We start from the raw sequence: 16,968 nt of genomic DNA on the forward strand, positions 1-16,968 counted from the left end.
TTTCTCCTAAATATTTACTTATTAATCACTGTGTAGACCTTCAGTATAGTTTAAAATTTTTTTATACTTTAATCTTGGGTAACTATCACTTATAAGTGCATAGTTCGAAAGCTTATTTCCTATCCATCTAGAATGTATTTTGCTATATATCCTAATTGATGCTAAAAATATTTTGCAATCCGGGCACGTATATATATGATGTATCCTTTTATTTTTATTTTTAAATTCAGTATCTATATTATATGCTCTAATTTTGTAAAGCATATGACTATTGCAGCTAGGACATATATATATAGATCTATAATACAGTGAATTTTTTTTAAATTCAGAGGTATAAAAGTCTTCTTCATTTAATGATTTAATTTCTTTTATTCTATCACTGGACTTAATCCAATCTATTTTTTTTAAAAACCCTTTACCTCCAGATTCAAAATTAGACTTATCCAAGCAGTCTTTATTTAAATTAAATTCTTTTAAGTAACTATAGCCTGTATACTTTCTATTTAAATAGCTTTTGTTATTTTCTGCTATGTAATTTTTTTCATTACAGTTAGAATTTTCCCGTCTAAATAAATCAAATTTTATTTTCATGGAATCACTCCTTTAATACTTTTTGTTATTACTACGAGTATACACTTTTTAACTGTAAGTTTTTGTCGAAATTAGTATTTTTTTAAAATTTTGTACAGAACCTTAAAAAATACTATTAAATATTTAAATTAAAAATAACATGCATTATGAGTAGCGTTAAGGTTTATCCTAAATATATTGATTGTGAAATGGTATAAGTAAAAATAAATAAAAAAATTACCAATATAATTATATTGGTAATTTTTTTATTTATTAAAAGTTGTTAAAATTCAACGTATTTCTTCACATATAGTACTATAATTAACCCCATTTAAATTTATACTGTAAAATTTTTCATTCACTAATTCAAACTTTTTTATATTGTTCTTAATTTCAGAAATTTCATCTTCATATTTTTTTAAAGTTCTATGCGCCTCATATATATCTACTTCTTTAAATTTAACTTTATCTCCTGGTTTACATTGAGCTAATTTGCATAGATCTACGCTTATAACATTAGATATTTTTGTATAACCTCCTACTGTCTGTCTATCTGACATCATGATAATAGGATTCCCATGTCCTGGAATTTGAATTGCCCCAAACGCTATTCCATCTGAAACTATATCTGCACCATCTAAATGATTAATTTTATCCCCAGATAATCTATACCCCATTCTGTCACATTCATTTGTTATAGTATATACAGAGTTATAAAAAGTTTTTATATTTTTTGAGTCAAACATATTATCTTGTGGCCCCCTTATTGCTCTTAATATAATTTCTTTATCATACTCTTTTACATATTTTTTAGGCAAAATTGAGTTAATATTCCCATCAAATTTTAAAAGTCTTATATAGTCTTCATCTCTGAGTTCCCTACCTTTATATCCTCCTAGATTGCCTTTTATATACGTTGACTTACTCCCCATAACAATAGGTACGTCTATTCCTCCACCAAATGCAATATAAGTTCTACATCCATTTTTCATCCCAGAAAAAGATAATATATCTCCACTACTTGCAATATAACTTCTATACATATCAATTCTAATTCCATTTAACATAGGACCTAAATCTCCACCAGTTATTGCTATGATAGATTTCTCATCGAACTCTATAGTGGGTCCAATTATTAATGATTCTATACATGCTTCATATTCATCATTTCCAACTAACACATTTGCAACTCTTAATGAATAATCATCCATTGCTCCAGAAACAGGAACTCCATATTGTTGAAACCCTATCCTAGGACCACCTTGAATTAAGCTTAGTAATCCTTTATTTAAAACTTTAGCTCCCACTAATTAGCCCCCCCTTCATTTAAAAATGTATTGAACTCATCCTTTGTTATAGGTGTAAACTTCACATAATCTCCTGCTTTTAATAATATAGGATTTTCTCTTTTAGGATTATACAATTTAATAGGTGTTCTTCCTATTAATTGCCATCCTCCAGGACTCTCTATAGGATATACTCCTGTCTGTTTTCCAGCTATGCCTACAGATCCTTCCGGTATTTTAGCCCTTGGATTATCTAACCTAGGAGTCTCTAGTTTACTATTCATTCCCCCTAAGTATGTAAACCCAGGAGTAAATCCTAACATATAAACTAAGTATTCAGCTTCACTATGAAGTCTTATAACATCTTCAATGCTTAATCCATTGTGTTTTGCAACAGTATATATATCAGGACCACAGTCATTTCCATACAATACAGGTATCTTAATTACATTTTTTTCGCTTTTATCTAAATTTTTCAAATTACATTCTATATTTTTTACTGAATTTATAAGGTTATTAAATGTTATTTTTAATGGATTATAAATTATCATAAGAGATCTATATGTTGGTATCATCTCATATATAGAGTTAATCAAACTAGACTCTTCTATATTCTTCATTAAATTTATAACTTTTCTATTTATCTCTTCATCTATAATGTCTCCAAATTCAACTACTATAGCTTTATCTCCTGCTAACAAGTATTTTGTTTCCATAACTAATTTTATCCCCCCACCAAGTATTTTTAAAATAACTTCGTTATATCTTTAAGTGATATTAAACCACCTACAGCAGTAACTATTACTACTAGGATCCCTAAAATTAATAACCATTTTGGATGCTTATATTCACCCACAATTTCTTTGTTTTTAGATGCTAATAGTATAACGCCTAAGGTAATAGGAAGAATCAATCCATTTAAAGACCCAGCTAAAATAAGTAAACTTGCTGGCTTTCCTACTGCTGCCATTATCAATGTTGAAATAAATATAAATAAAATTATAAATTTATTTTCATGTTTATCTATTAATGGATGAAGCGTTTTTATAAAGGATACAGATGTATATGCAGCTCCAATAACTGATGTTATACTAGCACTCCATAATACTAATCCAAAAAATTTATATCCTAAATTTCCTGCTCCATATTTAAAGGCCGATGCAGCTGGATTTTCCGGATCTAAACTTAATCCTTGTGAAACAACTGCAAATACCGCTAAAAATAATAAAATTCTTACTATAGTTGCTACACTTATACCTAATATCGAAGATTTTGTTACATCCTTTAAATTCTCTTCTCCTGTTATTCCCGCATCAATAAGTCTGTGTCCTCCTGCAAAAGTTATATATCCCCCTACACTACCGCCTAAAAGAGTTATTATTGGAAAAATCAATCCTCCTGGATTTTCTGGAATAAATGTTCCTTTTACAACTTGATACATATCAGGTTTGTTTATTATAGCAACATATCCGACTACAACTATTACTATAATTGCTAATAATCTTGTAAATCTGTCTATTATTGGACCAGATTCTTTTATTAAAAAAATTGCTATCGCTATAAACCCACATACTAAAGTAGCTATTGTAACATTGGCATTAAACATTACATTTACCCCAAGTGCTGCTCCTCCTACATTTCCAATGTTAAATGCAAATCCTCCTATTCCTACTAATATAGCTATAAAATAACCTAATCCCGGCAAAACCTTATTTGCTATATCCTGGCCTCTAAGCCCAGATACTCCTATTATTCTCCACACATTAAGCTGTGCTCCAACAAAAAATATAGTAGTAATTAAAACTACAAAACCAAAACTAGCTCCATATAACTCTGTAAATTTAGCTGTTTGAGTTAAAAATCCAGGTCCAATAGCTGAAGTAGCCATTATAAAAGCAGCTCCCATAAGAGCTGTTAAGTTTTTTTTATTAGACATAAATACCCCTCCAATTATTTAATAACTTCACTTATGCAACATATATTTATGCCTTCCTTTATAAGCTCTGATTTTATGCTTTTTACAAATTCTATAGCTTTAGGGTTATCTCCATGTACACATATAGATTCCGCTTTGATATCTATGTATTTTCCATTTATATCCTCTACTTTGTTTTCTTTTACCATTTTTATAACTCTTTTTATTGCTATATTTGTATCATGTATAATAGATCCTTCAAGACTTCTTGATACTAACGTTCCATCGCTATTGTATGCTCTATCTGCAAATACTTCATTGGCAACCCTTAATCCTACATCTTTACCGGCATCTATAATTGAACTATTTGCAAGTCCAAGAAGAATTATATTTTTATCAACCTCATATACTGCTTGTGCTATAGATAAAGCTATATAATAATCTTTCGCTGCCATATTATAAAGAGCACCATGAGCTTTCACATGTTGTATATTTGCTCCATTTGAAATAGCAAAAGAATTTAGTGCACCTATTTGATATTTTACGTAAGCCTTAACTTCATCTTTACTAATTTTCATTTCTCTTCTTCCAAACCCTATAACATCCATAAACCCTGGATGAGCACCTATTTGAACATTATTTTCCATCGCTAATTTTACAGTTTTATCCATTTGTATGGGATCGCCTGCATGGAATCCACAAGCTATATTTGCTGAGGTTATATGCTTTAAAACCTCCTCATCCATACCTATTTTATAACAACCAAAACTTTCTCCTAAATCACTATTTAAATCTACTTTATACAAATTCTATTCCCCCTATAGACATTTTTAATTTTTATTTATTGTCCTACTTAAATTTTATGAATAAAAAAATACTGGTATGACTTAAATTAAGTCATACCAGTATTTTATTTTATCTTATTTTGTTTTTTTCTACTTATTTTATTCCATTGATGTTTTCTTTTTCTATATCCAATAAATCCTGTTATCCTATACCATGAACATAGTTGCCTATACCCAAAACTTTCAAGAAATGCAAATAACATGAGCTTTAATAAAGTTGATAATTTCAAAATATATTTAAACATGTAGTTTTCAAGTATTATCGCTGTCAAAGAGATTATTACACTATAAAAAATATATATAAATAAAAAAGTGATTAAAAATTTTAAATTAAGTAATCCACTAAAATACGATATTAAAATTATAATCAAACCAAAAACATCAATTATACATGAAAACATTTCATAAACAACAAAGTAAAGAAAAGAAAAAATACCTACTAATCCGTATTTAGGATTTAAAAATATGTATCTATGACTATTTAAACTAGTGATTAAACCTATATGCCATCTTCTTCTTTGTCCTTTTAAATCCTTAAGTTTTTCCGGAACTTGTGACCAACATATAGCTTTATATTCATACTTAATTTTATATTTAATCTTATTTTTCCTATAAAAGGAATGAATTTTTACCACAAGGTCCATATCTTCCCCTACAGTATCTGTATCATAACCCCCTACATTTAAAACTGCATTTTTTTTAAACAACCCAAATGCTCCTGATATTATTAAATTTCCATTAAAACTATTAAACCAAACCCTTGTTGTTAAAAACACTCTATAATATTCTATTGTTTGAAATATTGTAAGAATCTTTTTAGGTGGCATTACTTTAATAACTTTACCTTTGTCTAAAACAACTTGGTTAGCTACTTTTATACTACCTCCTACAGCTATAGTTGTATCATCTTCCATAAATGGCATAACTATATTACTAATTGAATCACGTTGTAAAATTGAATCTGCATCCAAAGAAATAAACAATGGATATTTAGATACATTTATGCCCATATTTAATGCATCTGCTTTTCCTCCATTTTCTTTTTTTACCAATGTCAACTTTATACCATCTTTGATATAACCTTCATATATAAATTGTTCATTCTTACATTTAACCAATCTTCTTATAGGTCTTGGAACTTTTTTTAATTCAAATTTATTTATTAATTTATTAGAAGTATCATCATTTGACCCATCATCTATAACTATAATTTCATATTCTGGGTAATCTACATACGATAACGATTCAACACAATCACAAATTGTTTCTTCCTCATTATACGCTGGAACTAATATAGAAACAGGTACATAGTTATCTGTGCTTTTCAGTGAAAGTTCGTTTAAATACATTTTATTACGTTTATCTTCATTTAAATTTAAAATAGCAAATATAGTAGATATAAAAAATACTATAGCGTAAATAAACATATAATATAAAAAGAACGCATTTAAATAATCTACGAATAATCTTAACATTGATATTCTACCTCTATCTCCTCTAATTTTTCTAAATACTCTTCATACGATATCTTGTTGTCCATAAACATTGCATAGAAAAGTATATCTTTTGCATATTTGTCATCATTTTCCAATATATAATTTATTAAATCTTTATCACCAAATTTTAATATGCTTATTGCAGAGTTATATCTAACATGCCAATTTTTATCATTTATACTTGTTAAAAGTGCTTTTTCACTACATTTACACTTATAATTTTTTAAAGCAATTGCACATACAGCTCTATATTCCCAATCCCCATTATTTAATAATTCAATGATTGTATCCTTACATTCATCATACTTTATAATAGTAAAGTATTTTACTATACTTATATTAATTTCTTTGCTCATATTATCTTTTAATATGTTTAATAGTTCTTCTTTTACAAATTTAATTTTATTATTTTTAAAATGTTCAACAATTACTTTTTGCAAGCTTTCATTAAACTCTTTAAAATCATTTATCAAATATTTATCTAATTCACTTTTGTCTCCTCCAAATTGATTTATTATATCTGTGAAAACTTTATTATTTATATATTTTTCTTCTTTAGATACGTATTCAATAGAACTTCTCAATGTATTTATATTTCCTATTTTCGATATTGATTCTAATGCTGCTACCCTCAAATATATAGATTTAGCATTTATACAACTAAGTAAAAACTCACTTATTTCGTAATTACTAAGCTTGTATTCTCCTAAATTTATAGCCATATATGTTTTTAACGTATTATCCTTTAATTTATACTTTAAGACATATCGATTTACTGTGTCTTCGAAATTCTCCATATAAATTTTTGTATATTTATGATTATTTATATCTTTATTAAAAACTTCTATAGTATTATTAAAAACCTTAATATAGGGTTTATATTTTAATTTTTCTATAACATATGATATATCCATTTTGGATATATCAGTTCCATTTTTTACATAACTCAATTGTTTTAAAATTTCAGCTTCAAACTTTGGCTTTATAGCTTTTACTTTTTTAAAAAATCTAAAGTTTAAAATATCTTTTGCTATCATATAAATAACAGCACAAGCTATTATATAAATAAAAAAGCTCAGTACTAAATATATATCAACTATATTTTTCATAAAATTTTCCTCTTTACTTTTTTAACTCATCTTTAACTATATAATAAGATTGCTTTAAACGCTCATGATACTCAGGTACATTCCATCCCTTTAAATTGTACGCTTTGCTATTTAATCTATTTATAGTTTTATTCTCTTCTTTTTCAGTTACTCCTATATTTATAGCATTTATTCTTAGAGGCTTAGTCTTAAATTCTTTATAAAAATCATCTTGAATTTGTTTTGTTGACGGATCCATAAAGTTTATAAGACCCCATGGTATACGCACCTCTACATAATTGTCTCCTATATAATAATCTGTAGCTGAATTATAGTTTTTGCTATTAGGATTTCCATTGCCTTTAGTTAATTTGCCAGTCTCATAACTCATTTTATTTAATGTCTCATTCAATGATTTAACATACATCTTAGGTCTTATATCCATATAAATAGGTGAGAAATAGTCCATATCAGGTGTATTTTTTATTAAATCTGGTCGTTGTTCATAAAGTGTTTTGTTTTCATAAAAGTTAAATCTATTATAGTATTCATGTACCGATACCATCGAATTTTTATTATCATTTATACTAATTATAAAATCTACGGGTTTATCAAATTTCAGATTATACTGAGTACTTTTATTTGATCCTGACTTAGGAGTTACATCTAAATCTATATATAATCCTTCTTTCTTTAAATTCAGCTTTCTTTGTGACTTAACCATTAAATATATATACTTATCATCACTTTTTGCATATAAACTTAATTTTTCATTTTGATTTAAAATGTCACTATTATTCCAATCACTTAAGCTATCATCCGGGTATGGAGTTTCATTTACTTTACCTGGCTCAAAGTCCATAAGTCCAAAACTTTGACTATATGTTTGTGCATCACTCCAATACGCTGATCTATCTAATATTTTGCTATCTTTAGTATTCCATGATGAAGATGCCCAGCTATCTTGAAACTCAAATATAAAGCATCCTGAAATTCCCGATTTTTTTATAGCTCTATATGCACTAACTAAAGCTTTACCCTGTTCCTGCTCAGTAATATAGCCTTTATTAACATCTTTGTTAAAATCTCCTCCTGCCCTGCTTGATGGGACACCCATTTCTCCAATTATAACGGGTATTTTATAATGATCATTAATCTTTTTAAAGTATTCATCCATATTATCCTGATATTCTTTTAAATCCGTAAAAGATGGATATATATTGTAACTAGCAACTATACCTGTTTTTAGTGATCTTGTTCTTTTTATATTACTAACATCTACAAAGTTTTTTATTTCTTTTTCATCTTTACTCGATTTGTTATTGATTATATTTGATGGAGATGTACCTATAAAGCTTATTAAACTTTGTTTTTTGTATTTTGCAAATTCATATTTAGTTAAATAATCTCCCATACTAGCTAAGTATGATTCAAATGAAGATGCATCTTTATTTGTATACATATATTTCCCCTTGTATGGAGATTTTTGGTTCATTATATCTGCATATATTATGTCATGCTTTGCAAATTCAATTCCTACGCTATACCCAATAACATATTTTGATACATCGGTCTTATATCTTTCAAATATATCTGATTTTTTTAAGTTATTTAAATTTCCATGAACAGAATCTATTGCAATTTTAATATTATTTTTAAATGCTTCAGATGCAGTTTTCCCTTCCGGGTCTTTACCATTTTTAAGCAATTTTTCATCAAAGTAAATTCCTTGCATTAAGTATATAGGATTCTTTTTATCTTTATTGAATTTATGTAGCGCATCGTAAAAGCTAGCATCCATTGTATGCGAAACCTTTATACAGTTAGCCCCCATATCATAAATATAACTTATCCATCTTAAATATTCTTCTTCACTTATCATATTTTCACTTGGAAATACACCAGGTTTAGTAGAATTCAAATCTACACCTACGACTTTTAAATTTTCCCATTTATCATTCTTAGCTATATAAATATCTTTTCCTTTAGTTTTCACAAAATAAGTCTTATTTCTTGCAAAAATATCATTTGATATAAAGCTTCCAAATGCAACTATACCTATTAAAAATATTAATATACAAAAAGTTAAAAACCTCTTCATCTAATTTCACTCCTATTAAATTGCCCACTTACTTAAGGTATTTATATTTTTATCCATCCATTTCCCTCTATTTTTTATAAAATTTTTCATTAAGTTTAACTCTTCTTCATATGATTTAGCTTTGCCTTCTGTGGATTTTAGCAAATGAGAGTGCTTATCTAAAAATTCAATATATTCTTGTGGAGTTTTTATATTCGAATCACTAAATAAATCTGAACTATTTTCCTCAAATACCTCTGCTTGATTACATAGTTTAATTGGCCATTTTTTGAAATTACTTTCAATTGATTTTCCTAATTTTACTTGAGCTTTATCGATTTCTCCTATCAAATATTCATCACTTAAATAAGTTTTTCTCAGTTCTTTGTATCTATTTACAACTTTATTAGCAAATAACTTATCTTCAATTAATCTATCAAACCAAGGTCTTTGATTCATAAAAAACCCTTTATAGTCATATGGTTGTCCTATATCTTCAGTATGATTTCCTAATGATTGATTGAAATCCCAAACTGGACCAGCTTTCATTTTTCCATTATAGTCCTTATACATATATGTACTATAAATTCCAGCATCAGTATTTTTAAAAAATTCATTAATTATATAAAAATCAACAAATGAATCATCATCAATATATTTTTTATATCCTACATCTGGATCATTAAATTTATCAGAATAAAGCATTCTTTCAAACTCACTTATATATTTTTGTATGTATTGGTATTTCCCGGGTGTTAAATCTTTTTTAGGATATTCAATGTTTAATCCATTATTATATAATGAAATTTCTTTTCCATAACTATCAACTTCTATATCCCCTTCTTTTTGTCTATTTTTAGCTAATATGAAACTAGTATCATTTCTTCCCTCTATAGTTTTAGTTATATCGACTCTGTCTTCTCCTCTATTGATTTTTTCAATCATCATATATACACCTTGATAATTAGAATCATCTATATTGAGACTTTTGTTATCTACTAAAAACACTTCACAAAATTTTACTCTAGGTGCATATCCCATTATTTTGCTAGATGTTTCTAATGCTATATAATTTCTCATTAAAGATTTATCCGCAAAAGGTGCATTTAACACCCATTCAGAATCCCTTGGCATTCCTAGTAAACTTTTTTCTTTCTCCCTACCCTTTTTATCCATAAGTTTTATTATGTATTGTTTTTTAGGGTATTTACTAGTACTATTTCCTCTTATTTTAAAACTCGCTCTACTTGTGAGGTTCGGTGTATCACTTAATCTATTTAATCCTGATTTTTTATCATAAATTTGAATTTCTCCAACAGTTTTATCTTCTCTTTTGATACTGTTTCCATCCGTATCAATCAGAACTATAGGTAGGTTGTAATCTTTGCTTATTTTACTTTCTTGTTGATATGTTTTGAAGTTTTTTTGTTTAGCTTTTTCGAATTCTTTCTTTGATAATTCTTTTATATTACTTATATTTGCTGCTATTAATAATGTTGCAAATATAAAAGCAATTGCTACAAAGCTTTTAAATATATCTTTTTTCATAATATATCACCTAACCTATTGTCTCTCCATTTTGAGCAACTATATTTACAGTACTAACCCCTTCTATACTATATAAGCTACCTATAATATTTTTATCTTCATTATTTTTAATTTTTATCTGATATATTATTTCTATATTGTCTCCTACTGAATTTTTAGCTCTTAATTGACTCCCTTTAAATGAGTTAAATACACATCTCATAATCTCTTCTTCTTTTTCTCTTAAACCTCTTATTATTAATATATATCTGTCTTCTTTTCCAAATCCACTAAAACTAAACATAGATAAAACTGCAAATAAGAATAATGAACCTATAATTGCTACCATATAATTTGAGCTACCTACACTAAGACCTATTGCTATACACCAAAATATATAACCAGTGTCTCTTGGATCCTTTATTGCAGTCCTAAAACGAACTATAGATAATGCCCCTACCATACCTAGAGATAAAGCTATATCACTACCAATAACTATCATTACCATAGTTGTAACTAAAGTAAGCATTACTAAAGATACGTTAAATTTTCTATTGTACATAACTCCGCTAAATGTTATTTTATATGTCCAAAATACTACTACCGATAGTAATAGTGCTATACACATTGTCTCCAATGCCCCAAAAGCTGTTATAGCTCCACTTTGGTTTGTTAAGTATTTGTATAATGTTTCCTTCATTCCACCACATCCTTATAATATATAATTTTCAAAAAACTGTCTTGAACTACAATACTTACTAAGAGATCTGTTTGTTGTATCTAAACCAGCTAAAGCTTGAGATATCCAACAAAACAATTCCCCGTCAAATTTCACTTCTAAAACTGCATTATAATAATCTACAATAGGTGTCATTAGGATATCTTCATTGAACATATCAAAATCGAATTCATTAGACTTTATATCGCTGTCCAATGTAACTCGTATATTATTTTCATTATGTATATAAGCCCTTCTATTATAATCTACAAGTACCACTGGCCTATATTGACCAATAGTCATTATATTGTACGCAGATTTAGCTGTGTCATTTTCATACTTTAAAAGTACACTATAGTCTTTATTTATGAGAGCAATTGCATCTTCTCTACTTATAGTAGTTGTTTCTTTTCTTTGGCTTACATTCATCTTTCGCTTTATTTCAAGTTTGACTTTATCTGTGTTAGTGTCATATATCCTCAATCTTATTTTCTTTCTTACCTCTTCTCCATTTACTTTTGCATAATAATCATCATTATTTAAACTATCAAAGTATAAGCTTCGTATTCGATATCCATAATTTTTATTATTTGGGTCTGGAGTCAACACCTCTTTAAAAAGTTCATTAACTTTATAGTAATCAATTTCACCTATTGGGTATTTAAGTTCTCTCCTATTTACTATCAATTTTCACACTCCTTACGTAGATTTTCCGGTTAATATACTCTATATTCTAGCACATTATGATATTTTATTATCTTTTTCGACATTATAGTCAATGTTTTACTTACTTAATGGTAAAAAATGGTTTTATCTATTATTCTAAGCTAGAATTATATCTCTTTACTTAATTGATATACCCAGTCTACATCAATTTTAATAAAAAATAACTTAATTTTGATATAACCTACTAATTAGATTTATCAAAATTAAGTTATTTTAATTTGTCTATCAAAATTCACTTAATAAATTCATTTTTTATTAATATTATTAATTAAAAATATTTGGACTTATTTCTTCATCTATAGTGCTATTTTGATTTGATTTATCTGTTGACTCTTCTGGTTTCACTAGAGGATCTTCTGGTTTCACTAGAGGATCCTCTGGTTTTTCAGGTACTGTTGGCTCTTCTGGCTTTACTGAAGGTTCTCCCGGATTTTCAGGTGTTATCGGTTCATCAGGTTTTACTGGAGGTTCTACCGGATTTTCAGGTGTTGTCGGTTCATCAGGTTTTACTGAAGGTTCTACTGGCTTTTCAGGTGTTGTCGGTTCATCAGGTTTTACTGGAGGTACTGTTGGCTTTTCCGGATTTACTGAAGGTTTTACTTGATTTTGTTGTTCATCTGTAGGTTTATACTGAGAATTTATTGATGTCTGCTGATTTGAATTTTTATTGACATAATAATCATTTTTATGTTTTTTTTCATTTTCATTAGATTTGACCGTAGTTTCATCTTCTTTAGTGATTTCATCTTTTTTATTTTCTTGTTTATTAATATTATCTTCGATATTTTTCAAAGCTACTTCTTGCTTCTCTACCCTTTTATATTCTTCATTTGCAAGAATGGGAGCTTGTGATAAAGTAAACCCTGAAACTAGTGCAGTTGTTAAAATTGTTGAGACTACTACAACTTTTCCTTCTTTATTCATTTGTTAACTCCTTTGCTTAATATTATTCTATTTGTTTTATATTATCTATTCACTTAAATTCAATAGTTTTCCTTTAGTTAAATTCTTTCATATTTTTCACTAGTTTCTCATAATTTGTGGATTTACTTTGTATTGTAAAGAAGGGTGTATGTAGTTGAATCTTCATACCAAAGTCTCTGACTTTTAAGTGTTTAAAATCAACTACCTACACCCTTCTTCTTCTCCTTCTTTTCCACAATAAGCATAGGGATATAGTTGTATTTTAGCTACATTTCAAGCGTCTTTTTGCTTGTGTAGCAAAATACAACTATATCCCTATCTTTACTTATAACTTTAAATCTTTTACCGCTTCTCTTGTTACTACTAATTTGTTTTCTATTTCTTCGATATTTTCTTTAGCCATACCTATAAATAGCATATCGATTATCGCAAGTTGAGATATTCTTGAGCTCATAGCTCCTTCTCTTAAAGATTTTTCTACATAAGGAACCTTTAGCGTTATATCAGATAAATCTTCCAACTTATTACTTATGCTTGCCTTTGTTATACTTATCACTGGAACATTATTTTTATTTGCATTTTCTACACACTTTATTACTTCTTTTGTCGTTCCTGAATATGATATTGCAACTGCTACATCTTCAGGTTCCATTAAAATAGATGAAGTAATTTGTAAGTGAGTGTCCACATGTGCTATACATCTTTTATTTATTCTACTTAATTTATAATAAAAATCTTGTCCTACTAATCCTGAAACTCCAACGCTATAGATATATATATTCTTTGCTTTAGAAAGCAAATCTATCGCTTTTTCTAAATCTTCTTCTTGAATCAGATTTACAGTTTTATCCATAACTTTATCAATCGATTTTTTTATCCCATATATGATATCTGTTGTCTCAAGCTTCTTGTTTATATACTCAAAATCAGCTTTTTCTTTTATATCTCTTAAACTCATAGATAACTTTAACTTCATTTCATTTAAACTTTCAAAACCTAATTTTTTTGAAAATCTAATCAATGTAGCTGCCGAAGTATTTGTTATCTCCCCTATTTCTTTAGCTGATAAATTAATTATACTTTCATTATTAGAAAGTAAATAGTCAGCTATAAGCTTCTCGCTATCTGTAAAATCTTCATAATTTTGTTTTATATACTCTAAAATATTCATAACTTAAACCTTTCTAAAATAAAACTTTTTACCATCCTTTATATATTTTAATAGATAAAAGTCATCTTGTAAAACTGATGCTACTTTATTTATTCTAGTATCGTGAGATTGATTTGTAGTTAAAATTTGAAGCTCTCCCATATACCTCTTGTATCCTTCATTGTCTATAGTTATATCTCCATAATTTTTATCTACTGTATTTTCAGGTTTTATATTATTCCCATTTAATATTAACCTACTTTCACTAGCTCTTATAGCATCCCTTGCTCCATCAGTTCGTGAACTATATATTTCTTCTAATAATTTTAACGAAACGTTCTCTTTAGTATCTACTTTTATTCTTAATTCTACTCCTTCAGTGAATAGATTGGCTAAATCATTTAACTCTTGTTTGCTTGGAAGTGAATCACCTATAAAAACTGATTGATTTCCTATTGCAAACAAATGATTTGCAGCTTGTCTTACATCTTTATTTCTATGATCTTCTAATGTTGGTAATCCATCTTTTAATGGACTTCTTTTTCTGTTATTAGACTGAACGAATGCACATATCTTTATTCCTCTATCACTTAAAATTTTATTTTTTTCTAGCATGCATTCCTCAGATATTCCCGTTCCGATTCTTGGGTAAAAATTATGAAGTGCATCTATATTTTCATAATTTGGAGAAAATTTATCTAAGTTTTTAAAAAATGATTCTGTTACTGTAGACGCATTTAATTGTATTTGTATACCATAATCATTTTTACTCATATTAGATATCTCTTCTTCTGTATATCCAAAGTCAATTCTTATAGTTTTTACTCCCATATCTCTTAACCCTTTTAAATCCATGTTATCTAAATCTAAAAATTTAAAAGTGTTTGGAGATATATCACTAATTATATCCATATCATATTGTTTGGCTAAATTAAAAAACTCTCTCACTTCAACTTTTAAAATATCATAATTAGCTTCTGGAATATGAAGTGATGTGAAAATCCTAGTAAATCCTAATTCATTAGCATCTTTTAATAATTGTATATTTTCATCCTTTGTGTTATCTAATCCAAAATAAACTGAAAATCCTAAACTCATAAATACTTCCTCCTCATCATATAAAAACGGACTGCCCTTATTTACTGGGCCCAAATATAATACTAATTTGTAGTGACCTTCAAAGCATTTTTTAAGCTTTGGGAGCACAACTTAGTATTATATCTGGAGTGCCCAAACCTTAGGTCAGTCCTTTACTATTTTTTATTCTACTGGATCTTCAAACCCTAATAATTCTGTAAAGAAGTATCCACCTACGTATGATGCTACAACTCCAATTAAGAATACAAACATTTTTCCATCAGCTATTAATAGTGCAAGTGGTAATCCTGATACTCCCATTGCAACTGCTCCAACTTTGAAAAATGCCATTACTGCTCCACCTATTCCAGCTCCTAAACAAGCTCCTAGGAAAGGTTTTCCAAGAGGTAATGTTACTCCATATATTAAAGGCTCTCCTATGCCTAAAAAACCTGGTACTAATCCATTTTTTGCTGTTTCTTTTAATCTTTTATTTTTAGTCTTTTTAAAAACTGCTATTGTAGCCCCAACTTGAGCCATACCTGCTGTTGCCAGTATTGGAAGTAAAACTGTTGACCCTGTACTTGCTATTAAATCTGCATGTATAGGTGTTAAAGCTTGATGCATTCCAGTCATAACTAATGGTAGGAATAATGCTCCTGACACTGCTCCTGATATAACAGAAACTAACATATTCCCTGATGCTACAGTGTTTGCTACTACTAAACCTATTGAATCAGATATAAATCCACCTAATGGTTGCAATATTAATAATGCAACTAAAACTGAAACTGTTAGTGTCACTAGTGGTGTTATAAATAAGTCTAACACATCTGGTACTACTTTTTTACATCCTTTTTCAATATAAACTGCTAATAGTGCAACTAGTATTACTGATATTATTCCACCTCTACCTGGTGTTAATGTCATTCCAAATAAATTTATATCAGCAAGTACTGGGGATGATAAAATTCCTCCAAGTACTCCACCCATCATAGGCATTTGTGATCCAAATTCTTTTGCTGCATTTAATCCAACTAATATAGATAAAACTGAGAAAACTCCGTTTCCTATTAAGCCTATTATCTTAGCTGCAGTTGTACTTGTATATGCTTCTCCAAAATATACACCTGCAATATTGTTAACTGCTAAAACCAATCCACATGCTACAAATAATGGTATTAAAGGTATAAATATATTTCCAACTTTTTTAAGTGCGTTTTTGAATTTTGTATTATTTTTTTCCTTTAATTTATCTTTTGTTTCTTTTATTGCATCATCACCTAATAAAACTTTTTTACCAACTATCTTATTTACTTCTTCAGTTACTTTATTTACTTTACCTGGTCCATAAATAATTTGTAATTGTCCTTCTGCTTGAACTACTCCCAATGCACCTTCTGACTTTTTCAATTCTTCCATTTGAACTTTTGAATAATCGAAAAGTTCAAGTCTACAACGTGTCATACAGTTTTGTACACTTTTAATATTTTCTTTTCCACCAACTAAGTCAATTAAATTTTTTGCTATTTCTTGGTTTGTCATTACAATTCCTCCTATCTATTT

General features: G+C 28.0%; 15 protein-coding genes. All 15 read right to left on the reverse strand.

Features of this window, described 5'->3' with window-relative positions:
• Nucleotides 1–21 precede the first annotated feature (21 nt).
• On the reverse strand, nt 22–591 hold the full coding sequence (locus GFJ41_RS11110) for a hypothetical protein (protein WP_035115068.1): 570 nt from the start codon (nt 589–591) through the stop codon (nt 22–24).
• Nucleotides 592–860: 269 nt separating this feature from the next.
• The gene (locus GFJ41_RS11115) at nt 861–1,877 is read right to left on the reverse strand and encodes a 5-oxoprolinase subunit C family protein (RefSeq protein ID WP_170075326.1); all 1,017 of its coding nucleotides are present in this window, start codon (nt 1,875–1,877) and stop codon (nt 861–863) included.
• Complete coding sequence (gene pxpB, locus GFJ41_RS11120) at nt 1,877–2,572, reverse strand: 5-oxoprolinase subunit PxpB (RefSeq protein WP_170075327.1); 696 nt, start codon at nt 2,570–2,572, stop codon at nt 1,877–1,879. Before pxpB ends, GFJ41_RS11115 begins: the two co-directional genes overlap by 1 nt.
• Nucleotides 2,573–2,601: 29 nt before the next feature.
• Nucleotides 2,602–3,792 carry an NRAMP family divalent metal transporter gene (locus tag GFJ41_RS11125; RefSeq protein WP_170075328.1) on the reverse strand — a complete coding sequence of 397 codons (1,191 nt, stop codon included), beginning with the start codon at nt 3,790–3,792 and terminating at the stop codon, nt 2,602–2,604.
• A gap of 14 nt (nt 3,793–3,806) precedes the next feature.
• On the reverse strand, nt 3,807–4,577 hold the full coding sequence (locus GFJ41_RS11130) for a LamB/YcsF family protein (RefSeq protein WP_170075329.1): 771 nt from the start codon (nt 4,575–4,577) through the stop codon (nt 3,807–3,809).
• A 104-nt stretch (nt 4,578–4,681) separates the two neighbouring features.
• Nucleotides 4,682–6,091, reverse strand: coding sequence for a glycosyltransferase family 2 protein (locus GFJ41_RS11135; protein ID WP_170075330.1), 1,410 nt, complete (start codon nt 6,089–6,091; stop codon nt 4,682–4,684).
• Nucleotides 6,085–7,221 carry a HEAT repeat domain-containing protein gene (locus GFJ41_RS11140; protein ID WP_170075331.1) on the reverse strand — a complete coding sequence of 379 codons (1,137 nt, stop codon included), beginning with the start codon at nt 7,219–7,221 and terminating at the stop codon, nt 6,085–6,087. Before GFJ41_RS11140 ends, GFJ41_RS11135 begins: the two co-directional genes overlap by 7 nt.
• Before the next feature lie 13 nt (nt 7,222–7,234).
• Nucleotides 7,235–9,301 (reverse strand): glycoside hydrolase family 113 protein, encoded by a 2,067-nt coding sequence (locus GFJ41_RS11145; protein WP_170075332.1) that lies wholly within the window; start codon nt 9,299–9,301, stop codon nt 7,235–7,237.
• Nucleotides 9,302–9,316: 15 nt separating this feature from the next.
• Nucleotides 9,317–10,828: a CotH kinase family protein gene (locus tag GFJ41_RS11150; RefSeq protein WP_170075333.1), complete on the reverse strand. Its 1,512-nt coding sequence runs from the start codon at nt 10,826–10,828 to the stop codon at nt 9,317–9,319.
• Between the two features lie 10 nt (nt 10,829–10,838).
• Nucleotides 10,839–11,507 (reverse strand): DUF4956 domain-containing protein, encoded by a 669-nt coding sequence (locus GFJ41_RS11155; RefSeq protein WP_170075334.1) that lies wholly within the window; start codon nt 11,505–11,507, stop codon nt 10,839–10,841.
• A 12-nt stretch (nt 11,508–11,519) separates the two neighbouring features.
• Nucleotides 11,520–12,212, reverse strand: a complete 693-nt coding sequence (locus GFJ41_RS11160; RefSeq protein WP_035115085.1) for a polyphosphate polymerase domain-containing protein — start codon at nt 12,210–12,212, stop codon at nt 11,520–11,522.
• Nucleotides 12,213–12,515: 303 nt separating this feature from the next.
• Nucleotides 12,516–13,043, reverse strand: coding sequence for a hypothetical protein (locus GFJ41_RS11165; RefSeq protein WP_170075335.1), 528 nt, complete (start codon nt 13,041–13,043; stop codon nt 12,516–12,518).
• Nucleotides 13,044–13,500: 457 nt separating this feature from the next.
• Complete coding sequence (locus tag GFJ41_RS11170) at nt 13,501–14,346, reverse strand: MurR/RpiR family transcriptional regulator (RefSeq protein ID WP_035115088.1); 846 nt, start codon at nt 14,344–14,346, stop codon at nt 13,501–13,503.
• 3 nt (nt 14,347–14,349) lie between these two features.
• A complete protein-coding gene (locus GFJ41_RS11175) occupies nt 14,350–15,423 on the reverse strand; it encodes a DUF871 domain-containing protein (protein WP_170075336.1) in 1,074 nt (357 codons plus the stop codon).
• A 162-nt stretch (nt 15,424–15,585) separates the two neighbouring features.
• The gene (locus tag GFJ41_RS11180) at nt 15,586–16,947 is read right to left on the reverse strand and encodes a PTS transporter subunit EIIC (protein WP_170075337.1); all 1,362 of its coding nucleotides are present in this window, start codon (nt 16,945–16,947) and stop codon (nt 15,586–15,588) included.
• Nucleotides 16,948–16,968 lie beyond the last annotated feature (21 nt).

This window comes from Paraclostridium dentum (genome assembly GCF_012922555.1).
Taxonomy (GTDB): Bacteria; Bacillota; Clostridia; order Peptostreptococcales; family Peptostreptococcaceae; genus Paraclostridium; species Paraclostridium dentum.